Source organism: Actinomadura sp. KC06, assembly GCF_004348735.1.
GTDB lineage: Bacteria > Actinomycetota > Actinomycetes > Streptosporangiales > Streptosporangiaceae > Spirillospora.
In genome coordinates, this window is sequence record NZ_SMKT01000068.1 from 1 (window position 1) to 22,580 (window position 22,580).

Annotated in this window: 24 protein-coding genes; 10 read left to right on the forward strand and 14 right to left on the reverse strand. The window is 72.9% G+C overall.

Features of this window, described 5'->3' with window-relative positions; translation table 11 throughout:
- The 3 genes from E1287_RS21880 to E1287_RS21890 all read left to right on the forward strand — a co-directional run.
- Positions 1–460: dihydrofolate reductase family protein (locus tag E1287_RS21880; protein ID WP_207934381.1), on the forward strand; the 460-nt coding region annotated here is incomplete at its 5' end.
- Positions 457–804 carry a YciI family protein gene (locus E1287_RS21885; protein WP_131966912.1) on the forward strand — a complete coding sequence of 116 codons (348 nt, stop codon included), beginning with the start codon at positions 457–459 and terminating at the stop codon, positions 802–804. The genes E1287_RS21880 and E1287_RS21885, both read left to right, overlap by 4 nt.
- The gene (locus E1287_RS21890) at positions 804–1,973 is read left to right on the forward strand and encodes an RNA polymerase sigma factor (RefSeq protein WP_347813982.1); all 1,170 of its coding nucleotides are present in this window, start codon (positions 804–806) and stop codon (positions 1,971–1,973) included. Before E1287_RS21885 ends, E1287_RS21890 begins: the two co-directional genes overlap by 1 nt.
- Here the strand turns inward: E1287_RS21890 and E1287_RS21895 are convergent.
- From E1287_RS21895 to E1287_RS21925, 7 genes are all read right to left on the reverse strand, one after another.
- Positions 1,957–2,865: an EamA family transporter gene (locus E1287_RS21895; RefSeq protein ID WP_243719315.1), complete on the reverse strand. Its 909-nt coding sequence runs from the start codon at positions 2,863–2,865 to the stop codon at positions 1,957–1,959. The genes E1287_RS21890 and E1287_RS21895 overlap by 17 nt on opposite strands.
- 87 nt (positions 2,866–2,952) lie before the next feature.
- Positions 2,953–3,885 (reverse strand): 23S rRNA (guanosine(2251)-2'-O)-methyltransferase RlmB, encoded by a 933-nt coding sequence (gene rlmB / locus E1287_RS21900; RefSeq protein WP_131966913.1) that lies wholly within the window; start codon positions 3,883–3,885, stop codon positions 2,953–2,955.
- 126 nt (positions 3,886–4,011) lie between these two features.
- A complete protein-coding gene (cysS, locus tag E1287_RS21905; protein ID WP_131966914.1) occupies positions 4,012–5,409 on the reverse strand; it encodes a cysteine--tRNA ligase in 1,398 nt (465 codons plus the stop codon).
- Between the two features lie 91 nt (positions 5,410–5,500).
- Positions 5,501–6,364, reverse strand: coding sequence for an alpha/beta hydrolase (locus E1287_RS21910; protein ID WP_131966915.1), 864 nt, complete (start codon positions 6,362–6,364; stop codon positions 5,501–5,503).
- A gap of 11 nt (positions 6,365–6,375) precedes the next feature.
- Positions 6,376–7,620: a DUF6596 domain-containing protein gene (locus tag E1287_RS21915; RefSeq protein WP_131966916.1), complete on the reverse strand. Its 1,245-nt coding sequence runs from the start codon at positions 7,618–7,620 to the stop codon at positions 6,376–6,378.
- Positions 7,617–7,973 (reverse strand): YciI family protein, encoded by a 357-nt coding sequence (locus tag E1287_RS21920; RefSeq protein WP_243719318.1) that lies wholly within the window; start codon positions 7,971–7,973, stop codon positions 7,617–7,619. The genes E1287_RS21915 and E1287_RS21920 overlap by 4 nt, the downstream gene beginning before the upstream one ends.
- 112 nt (positions 7,974–8,085) lie before the next feature.
- Entirely contained in the window at positions 8,086–8,826 is a 741-nt protein-coding gene (locus tag E1287_RS21925; protein WP_131966918.1) for a DUF6585 family protein, read from the reverse strand.
- A gap of 232 nt (positions 8,827–9,058) precedes the next feature.
- Here E1287_RS21925 and E1287_RS21930 point away from each other — a divergent pair, with 232 nt between their 5' ends.
- From E1287_RS21930 to fahA, 3 genes are all read left to right on the forward strand, one after another.
- On the forward strand, positions 9,059–10,036 hold the full coding sequence (locus E1287_RS21930; protein ID WP_131966919.1) for a DUF2637 domain-containing protein: 978 nt from the start codon (positions 9,059–9,061) through the stop codon (positions 10,034–10,036).
- Positions 10,037–10,099: 63 nt separating this feature from the next.
- Complete coding sequence (locus E1287_RS21935; RefSeq protein ID WP_131966920.1) at positions 10,100–10,915, forward strand: hypothetical protein; 816 nt, start codon at positions 10,100–10,102, stop codon at positions 10,913–10,915.
- A gap of 73 nt (positions 10,916–10,988) precedes the next feature.
- Complete coding sequence (gene fahA, locus E1287_RS21940; RefSeq protein WP_131966921.1) at positions 10,989–12,206, forward strand: fumarylacetoacetase; 1,218 nt, start codon at positions 10,989–10,991, stop codon at positions 12,204–12,206.
- Here the strand turns inward: fahA and E1287_RS21945 are convergent.
- Entirely contained in the window at positions 12,203–14,872 is a 2,670-nt protein-coding gene (locus E1287_RS21945; protein ID WP_165969133.1) for a LuxR C-terminal-related transcriptional regulator, read from the reverse strand. The two genes, fahA and E1287_RS21945, sit on opposite strands and share 4 nt — an antisense overlap.
- A 126-nt stretch (positions 14,873–14,998) precedes the next feature.
- On the opposite strand from E1287_RS21945, the gene E1287_RS21950 reads away from it, so the two are divergent.
- The gene (locus E1287_RS21950; RefSeq protein WP_131966923.1) at positions 14,999–15,553 is read left to right on the forward strand and encodes a cysteine dioxygenase family protein; all 555 of its coding nucleotides are present in this window, start codon (positions 14,999–15,001) and stop codon (positions 15,551–15,553) included.
- 48 nt (positions 15,554–15,601) lie between these two features.
- On the opposite strand, the gene ispF is transcribed toward E1287_RS21950, so the two are convergent.
- Both ispF and E1287_RS21960 read right to left on the reverse strand, forming a co-directional pair.
- The gene (gene ispF, locus E1287_RS21955; protein WP_207934382.1) at positions 15,602–16,069 is read right to left on the reverse strand and encodes a 2-C-methyl-D-erythritol 2,4-cyclodiphosphate synthase; all 468 of its coding nucleotides are present in this window, start codon (positions 16,067–16,069) and stop codon (positions 15,602–15,604) included.
- Positions 16,070–16,103: 34 nt separating this feature from the next.
- Positions 16,104–16,586, reverse strand: coding sequence for a CarD family transcriptional regulator (locus tag E1287_RS21960; RefSeq protein WP_067459337.1), 483 nt, complete (start codon positions 16,584–16,586; stop codon positions 16,104–16,106).
- Positions 16,587–17,000: 414 nt separating this feature from the next.
- Between E1287_RS21960 and E1287_RS21965 the strand changes: the two genes are divergently transcribed.
- Together E1287_RS21965 and E1287_RS21970 are read left to right on the forward strand one after the other, a co-directional pair.
- Positions 17,001–17,792, forward strand: a complete 792-nt coding sequence (locus E1287_RS21965) for a hypothetical protein (RefSeq protein WP_131966925.1) — start codon at positions 17,001–17,003, stop codon at positions 17,790–17,792.
- Positions 17,793–17,939: 147 nt separating this feature from the next.
- Positions 17,940–18,911, forward strand: a complete 972-nt coding sequence (locus E1287_RS21970) for a hypothetical protein (protein ID WP_131966926.1) — start codon at positions 17,940–17,942, stop codon at positions 18,909–18,911.
- Positions 18,912–19,029: 118 nt separating this feature from the next.
- Here the strand turns inward: E1287_RS21970 and E1287_RS21975 are convergent, their stop codons facing one another.
- Positions 19,030–19,710, reverse strand: a complete 681-nt coding sequence (locus tag E1287_RS21975) for a response regulator transcription factor (protein ID WP_131966927.1) — start codon at positions 19,708–19,710, stop codon at positions 19,030–19,032.
- Positions 19,707–21,041: an ATP-binding protein gene (locus E1287_RS21980; RefSeq protein ID WP_131966928.1), complete on the reverse strand. Its 1,335-nt coding sequence runs from the start codon at positions 21,039–21,041 to the stop codon at positions 19,707–19,709. Before E1287_RS21980 ends, E1287_RS21975 begins: the two co-directional genes overlap by 4 nt.
- A 236-nt stretch (positions 21,042–21,277) precedes the next feature.
- Between E1287_RS21980 and phoU the strand changes: the two genes are divergently transcribed.
- Positions 21,278–21,937: a phosphate signaling complex protein PhoU gene (phoU, locus tag E1287_RS21985; RefSeq protein ID WP_131966929.1), complete on the forward strand. Its 660-nt coding sequence runs from the start codon at positions 21,278–21,280 to the stop codon at positions 21,935–21,937.
- 13 nt (positions 21,938–21,950) lie between these two features.
- On the opposite strand, the gene E1287_RS21990 is transcribed toward phoU, so the two are convergent.
- Together E1287_RS21990 and E1287_RS21995 are read right to left on the reverse strand one after the other, a co-directional pair.
- Positions 21,951–22,340, reverse strand: a complete 390-nt coding sequence (locus tag E1287_RS21990; protein WP_131966930.1) for a hypothetical protein — start codon at positions 22,338–22,340, stop codon at positions 21,951–21,953.
- Positions 22,337–22,576 (reverse strand): ribbon-helix-helix domain-containing protein, encoded by a 240-nt coding sequence (locus E1287_RS21995; protein ID WP_131966931.1) that lies wholly within the window; start codon positions 22,574–22,576, stop codon positions 22,337–22,339. Before E1287_RS21995 ends, E1287_RS21990 begins: the two co-directional genes overlap by 4 nt.
- Positions 22,577–22,580: the final 4 nt, after the last annotated feature.

A 22,580-nucleotide genomic window follows, 5' to 3' on the forward strand; every position in this document is an offset into this window, starting at 1 on the left:
GGCGGGGAACGACGAGGTCATGCGGTCTGTGTTGGGGAAGGGCATCGGGCGCGGTGGGGCCATGCTGTTCGGGCGGTGGACGTACGAGCAGTTCTACGGGTTCTGGCCCCATCAGACCGATAATCCGTACACGGACGCGCTCAATCGGGCGCGGAAGTATGTGGTGTCCCGGACGCGGCGGGAACTGCCCTGGGAGAACTCGGTGCTGGTGACGGACGTGGGAGAGGTCGCCAATATCAAGGAGAACGAGGGGCTCACGGTGCTCGGGAGCGGGGAGCTCGCGCGGGAGCTGATGCGGCGGGGGCTTGTCGACGAATGGCTGCTGATGGTGCATCCGCTGGTGCTGGGGACGGGGCGCAGGCTGTTCGAGGGGGTCGAGGCGGAGTTGCGGCTCGTGGATTCGGTGGTGACGACGACAGGGGTCGTGATCGCGACGTATCGGGGCAGGGAGGAAGCATGAAGCTGTACGCGCTCAACATGATCCAGCCCGTGGGAGAGGTGCCGCCGCCGGAGGTTCTGGAGTCCGTCATGGCGGAGCTCGCGGAGATCCGGCGGGACCTGGAGGCGTCGGAGGAGTGGGTCTTCGGGAGGGGGTTGCACCAGCCCGAGGCGAGCACCGTGGTGCGGCTCAGGGACGAGGAGGTGATCGCGACGGACGGGCCCTGGACGGAGGGCAAGGAGTTCGTCGGCGGGATCATCATCATCGAGGTGGAGGACCTGGACGCGGCGCTCAAGGTGGCGGCGCGGTACGCGCGGGTGACGGGGCTGCCGATGGAGGTGCGGCCGTTCCAGGGCGAAGCCTGATCGAGCGGGTCTTCCGGGAGGAGCATGGGCGGGCGGTGTCCGTCCTGGTCCGGGTCTTCGGCGATGTCGACGTGGCCGAGGAGGCGGTGCAGGACGCGTTCGCCGAGGCCGTGAAGCGGTGGCCGGACGGTGGGGCGCCGCCCAGCCCGGCCGGGTGGATCATCACGACCGCGCGGAACAAGGCGATCGACCGGCTGCGGCGGGAGGCGGCGCGGGAGGGCAAGCAGGCGCAGGCGGCGCTGGTCGGCGTCGTGGAGCCGGTCGAGGAGGGGCCTGTGCGGGACGAGCGGCTGCGGCTCATGTTCACGTGCTGCCATCCGGCGCTGGCGTTGCAGGCGCGGGTGGCTCTGACGCTGCGGTTGCTGGGCGGGCTGTCGACGGCGGAGATCGCGCGGGCGTTCCTGGTGCCGGAGAAGACGATGGCGCAGCGGCTGGTGCGGGCCAAGGGGAAGATCCGGGACGCGGGGATCCCGTACCGGGTGCCGGAGGAGGCGGATCTTCCGGAGCGGCTGTCGGGGGTGCTGGCGGTCGTCTATCTGGTGTTCAACCAGGGTTACGGCGGGCGGGATGAGCTGGCGGCGGAGGCGATCAGGCTGGGGCGGGTGCTGGCGGAGCTGATGCCGGACGAGCCCGAGGTGCTGGGCTTGCTGGCGTTGATGCTGCTGATCGAGTCGCGGAAGCGTGCCCGGATGCGGGACGGCGAGCTCGTCCTGCTGGCCGATCAGGATCGCGGGTTGTGGGATCGGGGGCTCGTGGACGAGGGGCAGGCGCTCGTCCGGAAGTGTCTGCGGCGGAACCGGCCCGGGCCGTACCAGATCCAGGCGGCGATCAACGCGGTGCACAGCGACGCGGCGCGGGCGGAGGACACCGATTGGCGCCAGATCCTGGAGCTGTACGACCAGCTGATGGCGGTCGCGCCGAGTTCTGTGGTGGCGCTCAACCGGGCCGTGGCGGTGGCCGAGGTCGAGGGGGTCGTGGACGCGCTGGCGGTGGTGGACGGGCTCGACCTCGGCGATTACTACCTGTTCCATGCGATCCGTGCCGATCTGCTGCGGAGGCTCGGACGGGGCGTCGAGGCCGCGGCGGCCTATGACGAGGCCATCGAGCGGACGGAGAACGAGGCCGAGCTGGCCTTTCTCCGGGGGCGGCGGCTCAGCGTGTCCGGTTGAAGGTCTGGCCGGCGACGAGCGCGCCCAGGGCGATGGTGAAGCCGACGATCTGCCAGGGCGTGAGCGTCTGCCCGAGGATCAGCAGCCCGGCCATGGTGGCGATCATCGGGTTGGTGAGGCCGAGCAGGGACACCGAGGTGGCGGGCAGCCGGTCGATGCCGCGGAACCACAGCGCGTACGCGATGGCCGTGCCGACGAGGCCGAGGTAGGCGAAGCCGAGGACGTTCTCGCCGGTGATCGTGGCCGGGACGCCCTCGACGGCGAGGGTGAACGGGGCGAGGGCGACGCCGCCGACGGTGAGCTGCCAGCCGGTCATGACGAGCGGCGATTCGGGGCGTCCGTCCGGCGATTCGGGGCGTCCCCACTTCTTGGCCAGCACGATCGCGGTCGCCATCAGGGACGTCGCGGTGAGCATGGCGCCGATGCCGAGCGGGTCGAGGCGGGCGTCGGAGCTCAGGGTCAGCAGCGCGACGCCGCCGGTGCCGGCGAGCGCGGCGTACAGGACGGCGCGGGCGGGGCGGACCCGCAGGACGCCGAGGGACAGCAGCGCCACGACCAGCGGCTGGACGGAGCCGATGGTGGCGGCGACCCCGCCGGGCAGCCGGTACGCGGCGAAGAAGATCAGCGGGAAGAAGGCCCCGAAGTTCAGCATGCCGAGGACGATCGACTTCCACCACCACTCGCCGCGCGGGAGGCGCCGGGTGACGGCGAGCAGGATCAGTCCGGCGGGCAGCGCGCGGAGCGTGGCGGCCAGCAGCGGGCGGTCGGCGGGGAGCAGCGTCGTGGTGACCACGTAGGTGGTGCCCCAGCTCGCGGGCGCGAGCGCCGCGAGGGCCAGGTCGGTGGTGTAGCGGGTCCGTTCGGCCTGCGGCAGGGCCAAGGCGGCGGTCAACGTGATCACCTCGACGTTCGGGGAACCTGACGGCGGTTACCTGAGCGTCAAGTCTGCGAACGTTGAGATTATTCCCATTGAGGAAAACTAGGAGGCGCGGAGCCGGCTGATCTCGTACAGGGCGATCCCGGCGGCGACGCCCGCGTTGAGCGACTCGGCCCTGCCCGGCATCGGGATCGTGACCAGCAGGTCGCAGGTGTCGGCGACCAGGCGTCCGAGACCCTTGCCCTCCGAGCCCACGACCAGCACGAAAGGCCCGGACGCGACCTCCAGGTCGGCGACGGCGGTGCCGCCGCCCGCGTCCAGCCCGGCGACGAAGCAGCCCGCCTTCTGGTACGCCTTGAGCTGGCGGCTGAGGTTCGTGACCTGCGCGACGGGCACGGCGGCGAGCGTGCCCGCGGACGACTTCCACGTCCCGGCGGTGACTCCGGCGGCCCGCCGCTCCGGCACCACGACTCCGGCGGCGCCGAACGCGGCCGCGGACCGGACGATCGCGCCGAGGTTGCGCGGGTCGGTGATCCCGTCCACCGCGACGATCAGCGGCGCCGTCCCCGTGAGCAGGTCGTCGGCGTGCGCATACCGGTACGGCCTGACCTGCAGCGCGATGCCCTGGTGGACGGCGCCGTCCGTCATCCGGTCCAGCTCGTTCTTCCCGCTCTCCAGGAGCGGGATCCGCCGGTCGGCGGCGATCTGGATCGCCTCGCGGACGCGCTCATCAGTGCTGGACATCACGTACAGCGTCGTCCCCGGGACCCCGGCGCGGAGCGCCTCGACGACCGGGTTGCGTCCGGTGACCAGCTCCGGGAGCTCGCCGCTCGCGCGCCGCGCCCCGGCGGGACGGCCGGAACGCCCGGCGGCGCCGTCGCGGGTCTCGGAGGCGGGCTTCGCGCGGCCGCCCGGGCCGAGCGTCGGGGTGCCGGTCCGCTTGGCGCTCTTGACGGCGCGGGCCTTCTGGCGCTTGCCGTGCCAGTGCCGGTCCTCGGCCTTGGGAGTCGGTCCCTTGCCCTTGCTCTTGGCCATGATCGGTACGCTCCTGGCGACGGTTGCGGTTCGCCCGCCCTCGGGGCGGCTCGGTTCTCGGCGGGACGGCGGCGAACCCCCGCGAACGTCTGATTTTATCCGCCGCCCGGCACCGGCCAGGCCGCGTCAGCCGCGCTTGAGCTCCCAGCGGGCGCCCTGCGGGGTGTCCTCTACGACAATGCCCGCCTCGGACAGGCTGTCACGGATCGCGTCGGCGGCTGCGTAGTCCTTGCGCGCGCGCGCAGCCTGCCGCTGCTCCAGCGCCACCGCGACGAGCGCGTCCACGACGGGACGCAGGTCGTCCTCCCCGGCGCGGCTCCACTGCGGGGACAGCGGGTCAAGGCCGAGGACGTCCCCCATCGCCCGGACGTCCGCGAGATGGCGGCGCACCGCGTCGCGGTCACCGGACGCGAGCGCGCTGTTCCCGTCCCGGACGGCCTCGTGCAGCACCGCCAGCCCGTGCGGGACGCCCAGGTCGTCGTCCAGCGCGGCGGCGAATTCGGCCGGGACGGCGGGCGCGGGCGCGACCGCGCCGACGATCTCCGACGCGCGCGTGACGAAGCCCTCGATGCGCTGGTAGGCGGAGACGGCCTCGGCCAGGGACGCGTCGGTGTAGTCCATCAGCGACCGGTAGTGCGCCGAGACCAGGTAGTAGCGCACCTCGGCGGGACGGGCCTTGCCCAGCAGATCGGGCAGCAGCACCACGTTGCCGACGGACTTGCTCATCTTCTCGCCGTCAACGGTGAGCAGCCCGTTGTGCAGCCAGTAGCGGGCGAAGCCGTCGCCGGCCGCCCGGGACTGGGCGATCTCGTTCTCGTGGTGCGGGAAGATCAGATCGACGCCGCCGCCGTGGATGTCGAACACGGGCCCGAGGTACTTGGTCGCCATCGCCGAGCATTCCAGGTGCCAGCCGGGACGCCCGTCCCCCCACGGCGTCTCCCAGAACGGCTCGCCCGGCTTGGCGCCCTTCCACAGCGCGAAGTCGCGCGGGTCGCGTTTGAGCTGCTCGTTGGGGGTGTCGCCGGCGGACCGCATGTTCTCCAGCCGCTGGTTCGACAGCTCGCCGTACTGGTCGGCCCACGACTTGACGTCGAAGTACACGTCGCCGCCGACCGCGTAGGCGTGGCCCTTCTCGATCAGGCGGCGCATCAGCGTGATCATCTCCGGGACGTGCCCGGTGGCGCGCGGCTCGATCGTCGGGGGCAGGCAGCCGAGCAGGTCGTAGCCCTGCGTGAAGACCCGCTGGTTGCCCTCGGCGACCGCGAACCACGGCACGTTCTGGTCCGCCGCCACCGCGATGATCTTGTCGTCGATGTCGGTGACGTTGCGGGCGAACGTCACCTCGTAGCCGGACGCGCGCAGCCAGCGCAGCAGGACGTCGTAGATCACGCCCGAGCGGAGATGCCCGATGTGCGGGGACGCCTGCGGGGTGGCACCGCACACGTACATCCCCACACGGCCCTCTTCGAGAGGCTCGAACGTGCGGACGCTACGGGTGCCGGTGTCGTAGAAGCGCAGACTCACAAACCCAGGTTATTGGAATCGCGCGTACCGCGGAGCGCCTAGCGCCACACGGGCGTTATGCCAGTTGGTAATAGGGCCCCATGCCATTGAGTCAGGACGCGGAGAACACGGCGTGCAGCCTGGTGGCGAATTCCTCCGCCTCCGTCCCGAAGCCGCCGTGGTCGCCGGGGTAGGTCTCGGCCGTCGTCCCGAGCCGCTCTGCGAGCGCGTGGGCGGCCCGGTGCGGCGGCTCCCCTGCGGACTTCTCCCCCGCGACGAGGACGATCCGGGCCGTTGAGCGGCGCAGCGCTTCGATGTCGGGGACCCAGCGTCCGAACCCGGGGACCTCGTAGCCGACGAAGAAGTCGGTGTTCTTCTCGAAGCGCGCGAACATCTCCAGCATCTCCGGATCGGGCGCGCCGGCCTCATGATCGGGCGCGGCGCTCTCTTGGTCGGCCTGGCCGTCGTCGTCGTCGGACATGCCCAGCGCCGCGCCGAACGTCGCCATCGCGGGGCCTACGCCGCCGTCGCGGTAGGCCCGCTCCACGTCCGCGATGACGGACTCCCAGTGCGCGGCGTCCGGCAGCAGCCCGAGCAGCGACGGCTCGTGGGCGACCAGCGCGCGCACCTGCTCGGGGTGGCGCTGCACCAGCGCCACCGCGATCTGCCCGCCGGAGCTGTTGCCGAACACGAACGCGGGCTCGTCCGGCGACACCTCGGCGAGCAGCCGGGACGCGTCGTCGGCGTGGACCTCGACGCGCTGCGGCTCCGGCGGGCCGTCGAGCGGGCTCCGCGAGTTGCCGCGCCGGTCGTACGTGACGACCGTGTACCGGTCGGCGAGCAGCCCGGCGAGCCCGGCGTAACCGGCCGTGTCGTAGATCCCGCCGCAGATCAGCAGCAGGACGGGCCCGGAGCCGCGCACCTCGTAATGGAGGGTCGCGCCGGGGACGTCGAGCGTTCGCCCTGTCGTTTCCATCGGAATGTCCTTTAGCGAGTAAGTCGTGCGGCGCGGGATTCGAGGTAGCGCCGTTCCGGCAGGCTGGTCGTGGTGCGGGCGGCCTGCCGGTACGCCTCGCGCGCCGCGTCCGCGTCGCCCGCCATCTCCAGCAGATGCGCCCGGACGGCGGCGAGCCGGTGATGCCCGGACATGCGATCGTCGGCGTCGAGGGGGCGCAGCAGGTCGAGCCCGGCGGACGGGCCGTCCACCATCGCGACCGCGACCGCCTCGTTCAGCGTGACCATCGGGTTCGGCGACAGATGCGACAGCAGCCGGTAGAGGGCGACGATCTGCGGCCAGTCGGTGTCCTCGGGCCGCGCCGCCTCCGCGTGGACGGCGGCGATCGCGGCCTGCAGCTGGTACGGGCCGGGCGGCGACCAGGTCAGCGCGTCGGTGACCAGCGCCGTGCCCTCGTCGATGGCGTCGCGGTTCCAGAGCGTCCGGTCCTGTTCGGTGAGCGGGATCAGCAGGCCGCCGTCCCCGCTCCGGGCCGCGCGTCGCGCGTCGGTCAGCAGCATGAGGGCGAGCAGCCCGGCGGCCTCGCCGTCGTCCGGCAGCAGCCGGTGCAGCGCGCGGGCCAGCCTGATCGCCTCCGCGGTCAGGTCGGCGCGCTGCAGGTCGGGTCCGCTGGACGCGGTGTAGCCCTCGTTGAAGATCAGGTACAGGACGTGCAGGACGGCCCGCAGCCGCTCGTCCCGCTCGTCCGGCGGGGGCGGCGCGAACCGCGCGCCGCTCGCCTTGATCTTCTGCTTGGCCCGGCTGACCCGCTGCGCCATCGTGGCCTCCGGCACGAGGAACGCGCGGGCGATCTGCACCGTGGTGAGGCCGCCGACCGCGCGCAGCGTCAGCGCGACCTGCGACGGCGGCGACAGCGCCGGATGGCAGCACAGGAACAGCAGGGTCAGCGTGTCGTCGCGGTCGCCGGGACGGTCGTCCTCGTCCAGGGCCGGGCCCGCCTCGTCGCCGCGCTCCTTCGTGAACACGGCGGCCTCGCGGTCGCGGCGGGCGCGCTCGCTGCGCCACTGGTCGGTGAGCCGCCGCGTCGCGACGGTCAGCAGCCAGCCGCGCGGGTTCTCCGGGACGCCGTCCCCCGGCCACTGGACGGCCGCGGCGAGCAGCGCCTCCTGGACGGCGTCCTCGCAGGCGTCGAACGCCCCGTGCCGCCGGACGAGCGTGCCGAGGACCTGCGGCGCGAGCGTGCGCAGCAGGTCCTCGACGGCGGCCGGGACCGTCACATCTCCGTCCCGGACTCGTCCATGATCGCCCGGACCTCCATGCGCCCGCCGAACCGGACGTCCGGCCAGCGCTTGGCGATCTCCACGGCCCGCTCCTCGGACTCGCAGTCGACGGTGATGTAGCCGGCGAAGTGCTCCTTGGCCTCCAGGAACGGCCCGTCGGTCACGGCGGGCTGCCCGCCCTTCGCCGTGACGGTCTTGGTCGTGGACGGGTCGGCCAGCGCCTCCCCCGCGACGAATTCGCCGGACTCCGACAGCTCCTGCATGAGCCCGCCGACCTCGGCGAACAGCGCGTCGCGCTCCTGCTCCGCCAGCTCCTCCACGAACCCGGGCCGGTTGAAGATCAGCAGCATGTATTTCACGGTCGTGTCTCCTCGTGTCGTTGATGCGCGCGCCCTGGCGGGCCGCCCTTCACCCTTGGATCGGAGCGGCGGACGCGTTCTCGACATCCCTGCGAAAAAATCTTCAGGGAAGTTCGGTCAGGTCTCTGACCTGGTGACATAGTGCCGTGAACGCCAGCGCGTCCGGTACCTGGGCGGCCACGGTCAGCAGATCGGTCCAGCCGGCGGAGGCGTGCACCCTCACCAGGCCGTTGTCGATCTCGACCTCGCGGACGGCGGGCCAGGGCAGCCGCTCGCCGTCCTTCTCGACGCCGCCCAGGTCGACGGTGAACGGCCCCATCCGGACGGTCTCCCCCGCCTTCACCGCCGCCAGGTGGCGCGGGACGATCCGCGCCGTGACCTCCTCGGCGACGGCGATCCCGAGGTCCCGCACGTCCGGGATGTCGTCGCCGAGCCGCAGGACGGTCCCGTCCTCGGCGACGATCGTGAACGACCAGCGGGTGCGGTCGTCCGGCTCGTTCCGCACGCCGGAGACGGTGACCGACGTCAGCTCGTCCCACGTGTAGCCGGTCTCGCCGCCGGGCCCGGAGACCGACAGGCCGCCGGTGTGGAGGACGACGACCCGGCCGCGGAGGCGCGGACGGCGCCGTTCCATGATCCAGCCGACCGCGCCCGCGTATCCCATGGCGATCAGGAGCGCCGGGATGCCCACCGACCACACGCGGACGCGCAGGTAGACGATGGCGACCGGGACGAGCGACAGCACGGCCAGGCTCATCAGCGCGAGCAGGGCCCACATGCGGCGGCCGGCGGGCCGTCCGTCGAACACCCGGACCGGCTCGCCGAGGCTTTTCCCCGCGATCACGGGCCCGCCTTTCCGGGGGCGGACCCCGGACACCCGAGAAGCCGGTTCGATGATCCTCGCTTCGCCGTGGTCATCGAGCCTCCTCTCTCGGGTGTCGTCGTCCATACCGTACGTCGCCGCCCATATCGCGTGCAGCGCGATGTGATCATCGGAATGGACGAGCCGCCGCCGTCCGCGCTGGCTAATCTCGCCTGAGGACCCCTCTGGCGCCACTTCCCCCGGAACGAGAGACATGCCATCTGACCCGACCCGGCCGGCCTTCACCCCGGTGCAGCGGCGGCTGCTCACCGCGCTCGCCGGACTCATCGTCGCGGCGCTGGCGGGCGCCGCGTACGCGCTGACCTACGACGTGCTCCGCGACCTCGCCCTTTACGGCGGTGTCGGCGACCGCTGGGCGCCGCTCTACCCGGCGATCGCGGACACCCTCACCGCGCTGACGATCCTGTCCCTGGTGATCACCCGGAACTCCCGCTGGTGGACGCGGCTGCTGCGCTGGACGCTGCTGCTGCTCCTCGTCGCCGGGGGCGCGGCCGTGTCCGTCCAGGACTCTGTCTGGGGCATGGCTGAGCTGCCCCGCGAGTCGGTCCGCGCGGGCGTGGCCGTGGCGCCGCACATCATGCTGGTGCTCGCCGTGTGGCTGTGGCTGACGATGTTCAAGCAGATCCGCGTGTCCCGTCCCGCCGCCGAGGAGGCCGCGCCGATCGAGCCGCAGCGCGGCCACGTGAAGGTCCTGGAACCCGCCGCGCCCGAACCGCTGGCGCTGGAGGCGGCGGCGGAGCCGACCGGGCCCGAGCCGGAGTCGCCCTTCGCCTTCCTGGACGAGACCGAGCCGCTCATCCCCTTCGCCCCCGAAGAACCCGACGGCCGGCGGTTCGAGGACGACGGCGCCGGATCGTCCGCGCCGAGCCTGTCGTCCGAGCCGCCGCCGCTGGACACCCTCCCCGAGCCGCGCCCGCCCCTCGACGCGGCGCCGGCGCTGCTGCCCACCGACGTCGAGCTGGTCAGGAAGCGGGATCGTCCGGACGCGGAGGACCGTCCGGTCGCGTCGACCACCCGTCCCGACATCGTGATGCCCGGCGCCGCCGCCGCCCCGGACGCCGACGAGGACGACGCCCAGCCCGCCGACCGCGCCGAGGACCCCGACGCCGACGACGTGAATCCGCCGCCGTCCAGCAACTTCCGCAGCGGCCCCACCCCGCCCGCCGACTGAACGCCGCGCCGGACGGCGGGACGGACGGCGTGACGCGGCCCTGCGGCGGGGTACCTAGGCGCCATGAGCGCCCTACTCGCTCGGCTGATCGACGACGCCGCGCTCGACGCGCCTGACCCCGCCCCGCCGGACCGCGTTCCGATGGACCGCGTTCCGATGGACAGGGCGCTGGCGGCGCATCGTGAGGCCGGTCGGGACCCGGCCGCCGGACGGTTCCTGTGCCCGGCGTCGCGGTTCGCCGAGCTGCGGGCGCTTCTCGTCCCGGAAGACCTTCTCGATCTCGGCCTGATCGCCGACACCGGGATCGAGGAGCTGCCGGACGCGCTGGACGCCGTCCGCGCCGAGCCGCGCGTCCGCCCGTCGGCGGTGCGGATCGCGCTCCCCCGGGACGCCGACCAGGCGCGGGCCGTCGCCGTGACGATCGCCCGGCTCCCGTCCGACGTGCCCGCCCACATCGAGGTGCGGCGCTCGCCCGGATGGCGGGACGCGCTCGACCGCATGTCCGCCGCCCGCGACCATGGAGCCCTGCTGGGCGCCGCCTACCGCATGGACGGCCCGGATGCAGAGGTGGCGGCGTTCATCTCGGCGTGCGCCGAGCGCGGCCTGCCCTTCACGTGCACGGCCGGGGCGGATCGCGCCGTCCGGCATCAAGACCGCCACGGCTTCCTGAACGTTCTGCTCGCCACGGCCGGCGCGACGCGCGGAGACGATGTCCGGCGGACGCTCGAACGCACCGATCCGTCCGGCCTCGCCGCCGAGCTGCTGGCGCTGACCGACGACGAGGTGCGGGCGACGCGCCGCCTGCTGCTCTCCTTCGGCACGCCCGGCGTCGACGCCGCTCTGTCCGCGCTGTCCCTGATCAGACCGCCCGCCGCCTGACCGGCCGCTCGGCCGCCGCCCGACTCGGCGCGCCACCGGGTGAACGGAGACGCACCGGGGAAGATATGGCGGCATGACGACCGATTCGTGGGTTGAGGGCGATACGGACGGCGGCTTCGGCGTCGAGAACCTGCCGTACGGGGTCTTCGCGCGTCCGGGTGAGCTTCCCCGCGTCGGCGCGGCCATCGGCGATCAGGTGCTCGACCTCGCGGCGATGTCCGCGGCGGGCATGGTCGAGGACCGCCGCTACTTCGCCTCCGGTTCGCTGAACGCCTTCATGGTGGCCGGACGCGCCGCCTGGGACGCGAACCGCGCCCGGCTCGTCGAGGTGCTCACCGACGAGTCGTACCGCGACCGGGTCGAACCCCATCTGATCCCCGTCGCGGACGTGGAACTCCTGCGCCCCTTCGAGGTCGCGGACTACGTCGACTTCTACTCGTCCGAGCACCACGCCAGGAACACCGGACGGATCTTCCGCCCGCGGGACGAGCCGCTGCCGTCCAACTGGAAGCGGCTGCCGATCGGCTACCACGGGCGCGCCGGGACCGTGTACCCGTCCGGGACGCCGGTCATCCGGCCGTCCGGGCAGCGCAGGACGCCCGGCGAGCCGGAGCCGTCGTTCGGCCCGTCGCTCCGGCTGGACTTCGAGGCGGAGGTCGCGTTCGTCGCGGGCGTCCCGTCCGCCGCGGGACGCGGCGTGCCGACGGGCGCGTTCCGCGACCACGTGTTCGGGTTCGTCCTGCTGAACGACTGGAGCGCCCGCGATCTGCAGGCGTGGGAGTCGCGGCCGCTCGGCCCGTTCCTCGGCAAGTCGTTCGCGACGTCGATCTCCTGCTGGGTCGTGCCGGTCGCCGCGCTGGAGCCCGCGCGCGTGCCGCCGCCCGTCCAGGACCCGGCCCCGCTCCCCTACCTGCGCTGCGAGGAGCCGTGGGGCCTCGACCTGCGCCTGGAGGTCCTGATCAACGGCCAGGTCGTCAGCCGTCCCCCCTTCGCCTCGATGTACTGGACGCCGCCGCAGCAGCTCGCCCACGCCACGGTCAACGGCGCCCCGCTGCGCACCGGGGACCTGTTCGCGTCCGGGACGGTCTCGGGCCCCGAGCGCGACCAGCGCGGCTGCATGCTGGAGCTGAGCTGGAACGGCCAGGAGCCCCTGGACCTGGACGACGGCATCCGCCGCTCGTTCCTGGAGGACGGCGACACCGTCACGATCAGAGCGCAGGCCCCGGGCGCGTCCGGCTCCCGCATCACGTTCGGCGAGGTGACGGGCACGGTCCACCCGACTCGCGCCTAGCGCGCCCGCGCTGGCAATGCCCGCGTGCAGTCCCGTTCCGCCTGCGCGTCGAGACGCTCCCAGCCCTCAAGCGCGCGAGCGAGCTCGTCACGGTCACCGTCCAGGCGCCAGCGGGCGCGGGCGAGGCAGGCCGCCGCCCACCCGTTCTCCTCGGCGAACGGGGAAGCGGACGCCAGCAGCTCCGCCGCCTCGGGAAGCCCCGCCGCCACGGCCAGTTCCGCGCCCGCGGCCCGCGCGTACGCCAGATAGGGATCCAGTGGCGTGCCGACGGCAAGGGCTTGGCGCACGAGGGCTCCGGCATCGTCGAACCGCCCATCGTGGACGGCCAGCCGGGCGTCCACGAACACCGCGACGGCCGCCGTGGCGAGCGCGCCGCCCGCCACCTCCCCGGCCCTGGCCCGCCACAACGCGACCGGCTCGGCCTCTCCGAGCATCCCGCACGCCAGCACCGTCGTGCACACCGCGGGCAGCATCCAGAGCGGCGCGGGACGGCCCGCCCTCTCCCACTGGTCCCACATCCGCTCGGCGTTCCCGATCGCGTCGCGGAACCGTCCGGTCAGCGCGAGCGGCTGGACGAGGCGGCTCGCCGTGATGTGGGTGTCGCGCAGCAGGTCGTCGTCCATGCCCGCGCGGGCCGCCGCCATCCCACCGGGCAGATCGCCGGCCATGATCGCGTAGACGCAGGCGCGGCCGTAGGTGTTGCAGATCTCCGGCGCGCAGTACGGGTCGTCGCGGTCCATGGACGGCAGCAGTTCCAGGCGTTCCCGGGTGATCCGGTTGGCCTCCCGCAGCCGTCCGGCCCGCAGCGCCGCGGTCGCCGCCGCGCACAGCCCGGAGCTGATCAGCACCGGATCAGCGGTCGCCCGGACGGCGGCGAGGGCGGCGAGCGCCGACTCCGCGTCCGGCGCGCCCCTGTCCGGGCCGTCCAGCCAGGCCCGCGCCACGGCCAGGCACGCCGCCACCTCCGGGTCGTCCGAATGATCCCCCCGTCCGGCGGCCTCTTCCGCGTCACCGAGGAGCCCGTGCAGGCGCTCGCGCGAGACATCGGTGTCGAACGCCTCCGGGAAACGGCACGCCGTCTCCACCGCGCGCGCCAGGTCGATCGCCCGGCCGCGCTGGTCCCCGGCCCGCCGCGCCTGCTCGGCCGCTTCCAGCAGCAGCTCGAACACATGCTGGTTGGACGTGGTGCTCACATGCGCGCATCCGGCTCCCGCGCGCAGATCGACGGCCGCGGAAACCGCGTCCGGCGCGACCGCGGCGGCGGTCCGGTAGTGCGCGAACGATTCCAGCAGGTGGCGGCGGGCGAACGTCAGGCGCGCCAGCGCGCTCGCCAGCCGATGCGTCACCTCGCACGGGCTCCTCGGAGAAGCCAGCGCGGACCGCAGATCCGCGGCCATGGCGTCGAAATCGTCCCGCCACGCCGGATCGCCGAGCCGTCCCCGCAGACCGGACGCGGCGGCCGCCGCCCAGCGCAGGTGACGGGCCCCGATCTCGTCCTCCTCACCGGCGGCGGACAGCTGGGCCCGCGCGAACGCCCGTACCGTCTCCAGCAGCCGCCACCGGCCGGGCCGCCCGCGCAGATGCACCACGAGGCTCTTGTCGACGAGCCGTCCGAGCAGGTCGGCGACGCCCGCCCGGTCCCCGCCGACCGCGACGGCGGCGTCCAGGTCGAACGCCCCGGCGAACACCGCGAGCCGGCGGAACAGCGCCTTCTCCTCCTCGTCCAGCAGATCATGGCTCCAGGACAGCACCGCGCGCAGCGACCGGTGCCGCTCGTCGCCGCCGCGGCCGCCGGACAGCAGGCGCAGGGCGTCCTCAAGCGCGGCGAGCAGGCCCGTGGCGCCGAGCGACGCGCCCCGGGCGGCCGCCAGCTCGATCGCGAGCGGTACGCCATCCAGCCGCGCGCACAGGTCGGCGATCACCTCTGGGGCCGCGACGAACAGCGGATCGGCGGCGAGCGCCCTGTCGTGGAACAGCGTCTCGGCGTCCGAGCCGGGCAGCGGGGAGATCGGCACGCTGCGCTCGCCGGGGACGCCCAGCCGCTCCCGGCTGGTCACGAGCACCCGGACGCCGGGGCACGCGGCGAGGATCCGCTCGGCGAACGCTGCCGCCTCGTCGATCACGTGCTCGCAGTTGTCCAGCAGGAGCAGCGACCGCCCGGTGCCGAGCCGTGCCGCGACCGCGTCCGGCAGCGGCTGGTGCGACCCCTCGGTCACCCCGAGCGCGGTCGCGACCGCCCGCGCCACGAACCCTTCGCGCACCGGCACCAGGTCCACGAACGCCCCGCCTGACGGGAACAGCGCGCCCGCGTCCGCCGCGACCATCGCCGCGAGCCGGGTCTTGCCCACCCCGCCCGGCCCGAGCAGGGTCACGAGCCGGGCCTCCGCCAGCGCCGCCATCACCTCGGCGCGCTCGGCGCCGCGTCCGACGAACGTCGTCCCGGACGCCGGCAGCCCGACGACACGTCCCGGATCCGGCGCCTCGGAGCGGGCCAGCTCGGCCAGCGCCCACCGGTCGGGCACGCCGTACTTGCGCAGCAGCGACGACACGTGGCTCTCCACCGTCCGGACGGAGACGTGCAGCCGGTTCGCGATCTGCGCGTTGGACAGCCGCGAGCCGAGCGCGGCGAGCACCTCGGCCTCCCGCTCGGAGATCCGTTCCGCCACCGTCGGCCCCTTTCCGTGGCGGCGTCCGTGGTGCTCTGCGGGCGCCACGGATGACCGCACCGCCCCTGAGACCGGACGCTGGAGACACACCCCGAGGGCCCCGCCCCGGCACACGAGGAGGACACCATGAACACCCTAACCGCGCCCCCCACCACGGAACTGGACGAACTGGTCATCGCGGTCCGCGCGGCCGTCGCCCGTCCCGCCGACTGGCGCGGCACCGCGTCCCACGTCGCGGACGCGCTGCGCGAGCACATGCCGTCGCCCGAGCTGCTCACCCCGGAGCAGATCGCCGGTGAGCGCGGCACCTTCCACAGCCACCGCCTGCACGTGGAGCCGGACGGCTCGTTCTCGATGGTGGCGATCGTCTGGCAGCCGGGCGCGGTGACCCTCGTCCACGACCACGTGACCTGGTGCGCGTTCGGCACCGTCACCGGCGTCGAGTACGAGGACCTCTACACTCTCTCCGAGGACGGCACCGCCCTGATCGGAGTCGGCAGCAACCACGTCCCGACCGGCGAGGTCAGCGGCTTCGCCCCGCCCGGCGACATCCACCGCGTCCGCAACATCAGCGACAGCGTCGCCGTCTCGCTGCACATCTACGGCACCGACCTCAACCGCATCGGCTCCAGCGCCCGCCGCTACTACGACCTCCCGATCCGCCCCGCCGCCGAACTCTGATGCGCCCGGTCACTACTCGCGGCCTCGGACGCGCTGATCGAGAAGGCGTCAGCGGGGGACGACGAGGGCGGTGGCGATGGCGGCGAGACCTTCGCCGCGGCCGGTGAGGCCCAGGCCGTCCGTGGTGGTGGCGGAGACGCTGACGGGGGCGCCGCCGAGTGCCTCGGTGAGGGTCTTCTCGGCTTCGGTACGCCGTTTGCCGATCTTGGGACGGTTGCCGATGATCTGGATCGTGACGTTGCCAATGGTGAAGCCGGATTCGTCGACGCGGCGGGCGACCTCCCGGAGGAGGGAGATGCCGGACGCACCGGACCAGCGTGGATCGGCGGTGCCGAAGACGGCGCCGACGTCGCCGAGCCCGCAGGCCGACAGAAGCGCGTCGCAGGCGGCGTGCGCTGCGACGTCGCCGTCGGAGTGGCCGGCGAGGCCGTGGCCCTCACCGGGCCAATCGAGCCCGGCGACCCACAGCGGGCGCGGCTCGGACGAGAACGGGTGGACGTCGGTTCCGACGCCCACCCGTGGAAGCCTTGCGCTCAACCCGTCCGGCCGATCAGCTGGCCAGGACCTCGTCGAGCAGGGCCTCTGCCTTGTCCTCGTTGGTCTTCTCCGCGAGCGCGAGCTCACTGACCAGGATCTGCCGCGCCTTGGCGAGCATGCGCTTCTCGCCGGCCGACAGGCCGCGCTCCTTGTCGCGCCGCCACAGGTCGCGGACGACCTCGGCGACCTTGTTCACATCGCCGGAGGCGAGCTTCTCGAGGTTCGCCTTGTACCGGCGGGACCAGTTGGTGGGTTCTTCGGTGTAGGGCGCGCGCAGCACCTCGAACACCTTCTCCAGACCCTCCTGGCCGACGACGTCTCGGACGCCCACGTCCTCGACATTCTCGACCGGGACCTGCACTGTCAGGTCGCCCTTGTCGACCTTCAAGACCAGATAGGTCTTTTCCTCACCTTTGATGGTGCGAGTCTCGATGGCCTCGATCCGAGCAGCCCCATGGTGGGGGTAGACGACGGTGTCGCCGACCTGGAAAGTCATGTGACAAGTACCCCTTCCGCTAGAACCAGGGTACCACGGAAACGAGGGTGGCTGAACCGGCCTTCCGGACAAATGCCCAGGTCAAGCTGCATATTGGGGTATTGACAAAGCCCTTTAATGGTGCATCTTCGACCAGTTCCCCGTACTCAGGGTAGCCGACGGACCACTCTGATCCCGCCCGGCCGCCATTACCGGTAAGGGCGTCCCGGTTACAAGCATCCCCCTCCCGGCCGCCGAGATGCGTTCCATACTGGAGGTGAACATGCCGGGCGGTCCGGGTACGAAGCGCCCGGAAGGGTCCGAATAGGACCACGGCCCGGCCGGGGCCGCGCCCGCCGGACGGGGCCCGCTGAACAGGGCCGCGAGCGAACAGGGCCGGGAGCGCTCCGGCGAGGCCAGGACGGGAGGTGCGGCGTGAGGCCGGACGGCGGCGACCCGGAGCCCGACGATTACGGGCTTCCCCGCATTGACGTCGTCGTGCCCGATGACGCCCGCGAGCTGGAGCGCGACGTCGCGGCCTACCGCCGCGAGGAGCGCCGCCGCCGGCGCCGGGACCGGTTCCGCCGCGCCGGACGCCCGCTGACACGGTTCGGCGTCGCCATCCCGATCATCGCGGGCGCGCTGCTGGTCGCGCTGCTCAGCGGCGTCCTGATGACCACGTTCGGGCCGCGTCCCGCGCCGCCGCAGACGGGCGCCCGGCTCGCGCCGCGGCCGTCCGCGAGCCCCGGCGAGATCGGCGGGCTGCTGCCCGCGGGCAGCGTGGACGAGGTGACGGGCCAGCGCGCGGCCATACAGATCCGCGACCTGCGGCCGGGCGTCATCGGCATCGTCCCGCCCGCGTACGAATGCGAAGGTGTGGTCGCGGAGCTCGCGGGCAGGACGCAGGAGAACGAGCTGAAGTTCTACCTGGTCGCCGACCCCCGTCCGTCCGGCGGCAAGAAGGGGACGCCGCTGAAGGAACTGAAGGCGTGCGCGGGCACCGCCCACAACGGGGTGCCGCGGCTCCTCGAAGACCGCCAGGCCCTGCTCGCCGCGGCCTACGCGCCGCCGCCCGCCGCGCCGGGACCGGCCGCCACGCCGGGACCGCCCGCCGCCGGCCTCACCGCCGTGTTCGTCCAGCTGGACGGCGTGGTCAAGGAGGTCGTCCAGGCGCCGAAGCCCGGGCCTGAGCTCGCCGGGAAGGTCAAGGCGCTACAGACCGGCTGACGGAATCACCGCCCGCGTGACCGGACGGGCACGGGCGTGTCAGGCACCCCGGGGCGGGACTTCCGGCCGGGTGTCGCTACGCTTCCCCTGGCGTCTGCGACGCCGCTCTCACCAACGTCCGTGCCATTTCGCGAGGAGACCGACGCCGTGATCCGTAACAGCCGTCGAATGGGCGCGCTCGCCGTCGCGGGCGCCGTCGCCATCGCGCCGGTGATCTCCGGCTGCGGCGCCGGCGAGGAGCCTCAGTCCGCCGCTCCGACGCAGCTGACCGACGGCGTCAACGTCTCGGTCCCGCTGGACAAGCCGGCGGAGCCGCAGATCGCCCTGCGCAACGTGTTCGTGCTGGGCCCGCGTCCCGGCCAGCCGATCGCCCCCGGATCGTCGCTGGCGCTGTACGGCGTGATGATCAACCAGGTCAAGGAGAGGCAGGACCGGCTGGTCTCGGTCAGCTCCCCGCTCTTCGACAGCCCCGCCAAGATCGACGGCGGCGGGCTGGTGCTGCCGGCCGCCGCGCCGGACGGGATGGGCAGCCCGGTGAAGCTGCTGGGCAAGCCGTCCAAGCCGTCCACCCCGCCCGCCGCACCGCCTGCGGGCAACCAGACCAAGCGGCCGGGGACGACGCCGTCCGGGCAGCCGCAGGACGGCGCCACCCCGCGCGGCGACGCGACCCCGCAACCCACCCGCGGCGGCGCTACGCCCGAGCCGACCGGCGCGGGCGCGACGCCCGAGCCCACGGGTGCGGGCGCGACGCCCCAGCCCAACACCGGCCCGGCGCAGCAGAACGCTCCTCAGGCCACCACCCCGAGCGGCGAGCAGCCGCTCGTCGTCCTGACGGGCCTCAAGCAGGAGCTGCTCGCCAGCTCCAGGGTGCCCGTGCAGATGCAGTTCGAGAAGGCGGGCGCCGTCCAGTTCCAGGTGCCGATCGTGCCGCAGCAGGGCGAGTACATGACCTACCCGCTGGCGGGCCCGGCCGGGCAGGCGCCCGGATCGCCGAACCCCGGCGGCACTCAGCCGTCCGCGCCGGCGCAGCCCGGTTCGCCCGGACACGGCTCGCCCCAGCCGGGTGCGACGCAGCCGCCCGCGGGCGGCGGCGCGTCCCCGGGAGGCTCCGGCCACTGAGCCCCGGCCCTGAGCAAAAAAAACGGCCCGTCCCAGCAGCAGGGACGGACCGTCCTCCAGCCCCCACCCGCCGCCATTCAACGGACGAGCTCCGCTCGACGGGCCGTTTTTCATGTCATCAGGGCTCGAACTTGTAGCCCAGGCCGCGGACGGTGACGATGTACCGCGGCGAGGACGGCACCTCTTCGATCTTGGCGCGCAGGCGCTTGATGTGGACGTCCAGCGTCTTGGTGTCCCCGACGTAGTCGGCGCCCCAGACGCGGTCGATCAGCTGCATCCGGGTCAGGACGCGGCCCGCGTTGCGCAGCAGCACCTCCAGCAGCTCGAACTCCTTGAGCGGCAGCTGGACGGGTTCGCCGCCGACGCTGACGACGTGCCGTTCCACGTCCATCCGGACGGGCCCGGCCTCCAGCGTCGCGGGGGCCAGCTCCTCGACCTCGCCCTGGCGGCGCAGGACGGCCCGCATCCGGGCGATCAGCTCGCGGGTGGAGAACGGCTTGGTGACGTAGTCGTCGGCGCCGAGCTCCAGCCCGACGACCTTGTCGACCTCGCTGTCCTTGGCGGTCAGCATGATGACGGGGACGCTCGACTTGGCGCGCAGCTCCCGGCACACCTCGGTGCCGGGAAGCCCGGGGAGCATCAGGTCGAGCAGCACGAGGTCGGCACCGTTGCGCTCGAAAATGTCCAGCGCGTCGGGGCCGGTGGCGGCCACGGCCACCTCGAAGCCCTCCTTGCGGAGGTTGTAGGACAGTGCGTCGCTGAACGACTCCTCGTCTTCCACGACGAGCACGCGGGTCACGGTGTTGCCTCCTGGGCGGTGTTATCTGTGGTATTCCCCGCGTCCGCGTCTTTGCCCGCGTCCGCGCCGGTCTCTTCTGCTGCCTTTCTGCTCGCGTTCGCGCCGGCCCTCGCGTCCGCGTCGGCCTGGTCGGCGGGGGCCCGCTTGCCGGCGTTCGCGATCCTGCTGACGGTCGCGCCGGACGGACGGGGCGGTGCGTCGAGCAGCGGCAGCCGGATCGTGAACGTCGACCCGTGGCCCTCCTTGCTCCACACGGTCACGTCGCCGCCGTGCTTGCTGGTGACGTGCTTGACGATGGCGAGGCCGAGCCCGGTGCCGCCGGTCTGGCGGGACCGGGCCGGGTCGACCCGGTAGAAGCGCTCGAAGATCCGCTCGATCTCGCCGTCCGGGATGCCGATGCCCTGGTCGGTGACGTTGACCTCGACGTGCCCGTCGTCGCGCCGCCGGGTGGCGACGACGACGCGGGTGTTCTCGGGGCTGTAGGCGACGGCGTTGTCGACCAGGTTGCGCAGCGCGGTGACCAGCAGCTCCTGGTCGCCCCGCACCCGCAGGCCCTCCTCGCCGCCGGAGGTCAGCTCGATGTCCCTGCCGGACGCCTTGGTCTGGCAGCGTTCCAGCGCCTCCGCGGTGACCTCGTCGAGCATGACGGGGCGCAGCGCGGGCAGCGGCTCGTCGCCCTGGACGCGCGACAGCGTCATCAGGTCCTGGACGAGGTTGGTCAGGCGCACCGACTCGTACTGCATCCGTCCCGCGAACCGCCGGACGGCCTCGGGGTCCTCGGCGGCGACCTCGACGGTCTCGGCCAGCAGCGACAGCGCGCCGACGGGCGTCTTCAGCTCGTGGCTGACATTGGCCACGAAGTCGCGGCGGATCGCCTCCGTGCGGTGCATGTCGGTGAGGTCCTCGGCGAGGACGAGGACGAGCCCGTGCGAGCCGAGCGGCGCCACGCGGACCGCGAACCAGCGCCCGTCGGCCCGGCTCCGCACGCTCTGCGGCCCGACCTGGATCTCGGTCTCGCGGATCTCCCCGTCCCGCCGGACGAGCCGGGCCATCGCGAGCACCTCGTCCACGACGAGGCGGTCGCCGCTGACGATGCCGAAGGCCCGCGCGGCGGAACTGGCGCGCAGCACGCGGTCCTCGGCGTCCACCACGACGGCCGACGACCGCAGGACGCTGAGCACGGACGCGACGCCGGGCGGCAGGCCGCCCACCGGCGCCGCCGGAACCGCAGCCTGCTGGGCACGCTCGCTCACCCGCACCGCCAATCCAGTCGCGAGCCCGATCGCGAGCCCGGCAAGCCCGGTCAGGCTCGCGACAAGTTCGACCTCCACACCACGGATCGTAAGCGGCGCGCGGCGCAGGTCCACCCGGAGGCCCTGGTCATCGCGGTCGCGTTCCCCGAAAGTTCACCTCATTTCCCGGACGCGTTCATGGCGTCACGGCATGCTGTGGCGTGGGCGAGTCCGCCCGGACACCATAAATCTCGCCCGTTTCGCCCCTATTTGCACTATCTCCGGCATCGGCTGCCTCCCCGGACGCCGTGTCCTCAGCACAGAAGGAACCCGAATTGCGCGACGCCTACCACGAGGAGCTCGACTCCCTCTCCGACAGGCTGGTGGAGATGACCCGCCTCGTCCGCTCCGCGATGTCCCGCGCGGTCACCGCGCTCCTGGACGCCGACCTGCGCCTGTCCGAGGAGGTCATCAGCGGCGACGAGCTGGTCAACAAGATCGACACGGAGATCGAGGAGACCGTGTTCGACCTGATGGCCCGCCAGCAGCCCGTCGCGGGCGATCTGCGCACCCTCATCACCGCGCTCCGGATGAGCGGCGACCTCGAGCGCATGGGGGACCTCGCCGTCCACATCGCCAAGACCGCGCGGCGTCGGCACCCCGACTCCGCCGTGCCGCCGGAGCTGCAGGCCACCGTCCTGGAGATGGGCCAGATCGCCGAGCGCATGATCGCCAAGACGGGCAGCGTGATCGCGTCCCAGGACGTCGAGATGGGCCTCGAGCTGGACGCCGACGACGACCAGATGGACCGCCTCCACCGCCGCCTCTTCGACATGATGCTCTCCCCCAAGTGGAGGCACGGCGTGGAGCCGGCCGTGGACATCTCCCTCGCCGGGCGCTACTTCGAGCGGTTCGCCGACCATGCCGTCCACGTGGCGGAGAACGTCGTCTACCTCGTCACGGGCCAGCGCCCAGAAGAGATCAACGACGCCTGAGCAGGGCTGGGGCTTACGGGATCTGCTCGACGCGGACGCCGGGGACGTCCTCGTAGACGCCCGGCTCCGCGGTGATCAGCGGCCAGCGCCGCCAGCGCGCCGACCAGGCGGCCTGCGCCGCGTCCATGCCGAGGGACGGGTTCGCGGTGACGAGCAGGCCGGTCTGCTGGGCGATCACGTCGTCCAGGTCGTCCACGTGCACGACCTGCATGCCGGGCAGGCGCTCCAGCACGGCGCGCCCGTGGTCGGGGACGAGCTGCCAGGCGCGGGCGAGCGCGGTGGCGGGGATGACGATCGTGGCGTGCTGGGCGATCGAGGCGCGCAGCCGGGCGCGGACGTAGATCGTCTTGCCGGTGGCGAGGTCGAGGAGTGCGGTCGCGTCGAAGACGTGACCGGTGATCACGCGACGTCCCGGCGGTTGGGGGTGCCGCCTTCGACGAGCCGGTCGACCATGGCCTGCTCGTCCGGGCTCGGCGGGCCGAACAGGTCGTCGATCGTGGACGCGTCCCGCAGGAACGCCAGCTTGAGCCGCGCCCCGTCCGCGAGGAACCCGGACACCGAGGCGATCTTCTTCTCCTCGGCGAGCCCCTGCAACGTGGCGGCGAGCTCGTCCGGGAGCGTGATGTTGATTCTCGCCATGCCC

Excerpts from the sequence above, each read along its gene's own strand:
- E1287_RS21930 (WP_131966919.1), top strand. The coding sequence starts at position 9,059 with ATGCCATCTGACCCGACCCGGCCGGCCTTCACCCCGGTGCAGCGGCGG.
- E1287_RS21910 (WP_131966915.1), bottom strand. The coding sequence starts at position 6,364 with ATGGAAACGACAGGGCGAACGCTCGACGTCCCCGGCGCGACCCTCCAT.
- E1287_RS21995 (WP_131966931.1), bottom strand. The coding sequence starts at position 22,576 with ATGGCGAGAATCAACATCACGCTCCCGGACGAGCTCGCCGCCACGTTG.
- E1287_RS21950 (WP_131966923.1), top strand. The coding sequence starts at position 14,999 with ATGAACACCCTAACCGCGCCCCCCACCACGGAACTGGACGAACTGGTC.
- rlmB (WP_131966913.1), bottom strand. The coding sequence starts at position 3,885 with ATGGCCAAGAGCAAGGGCAAGGGACCGACTCCCAAGGCCGAGGACCGG.
- E1287_RS21920 (WP_243719318.1), bottom strand. The coding sequence starts at position 7,973 with ATGCTGCTGATCTTCAACCGGCCCGGGTTCGTGGAGGAGCTGGCGGAG.
- fahA (WP_131966921.1), top strand. The coding sequence starts at position 10,989 with ATGACGACCGATTCGTGGGTTGAGGGCGATACGGACGGCGGCTTCGGC.
- E1287_RS21960 (WP_067459337.1), bottom strand. The coding sequence starts at position 16,586 with ATGACTTTCCAGGTCGGCGACACCGTCGTCTACCCCCACCATGGGGCT.
- E1287_RS21935 (WP_131966920.1), top strand. The coding sequence starts at position 10,100 with ATGAGCGCCCTACTCGCTCGGCTGATCGACGACGCCGCGCTCGACGCG.
- E1287_RS21885 (WP_131966912.1), top strand. The coding sequence starts at position 457 with ATGAAGCTGTACGCGCTCAACATGATCCAGCCCGTGGGAGAGGTGCCG.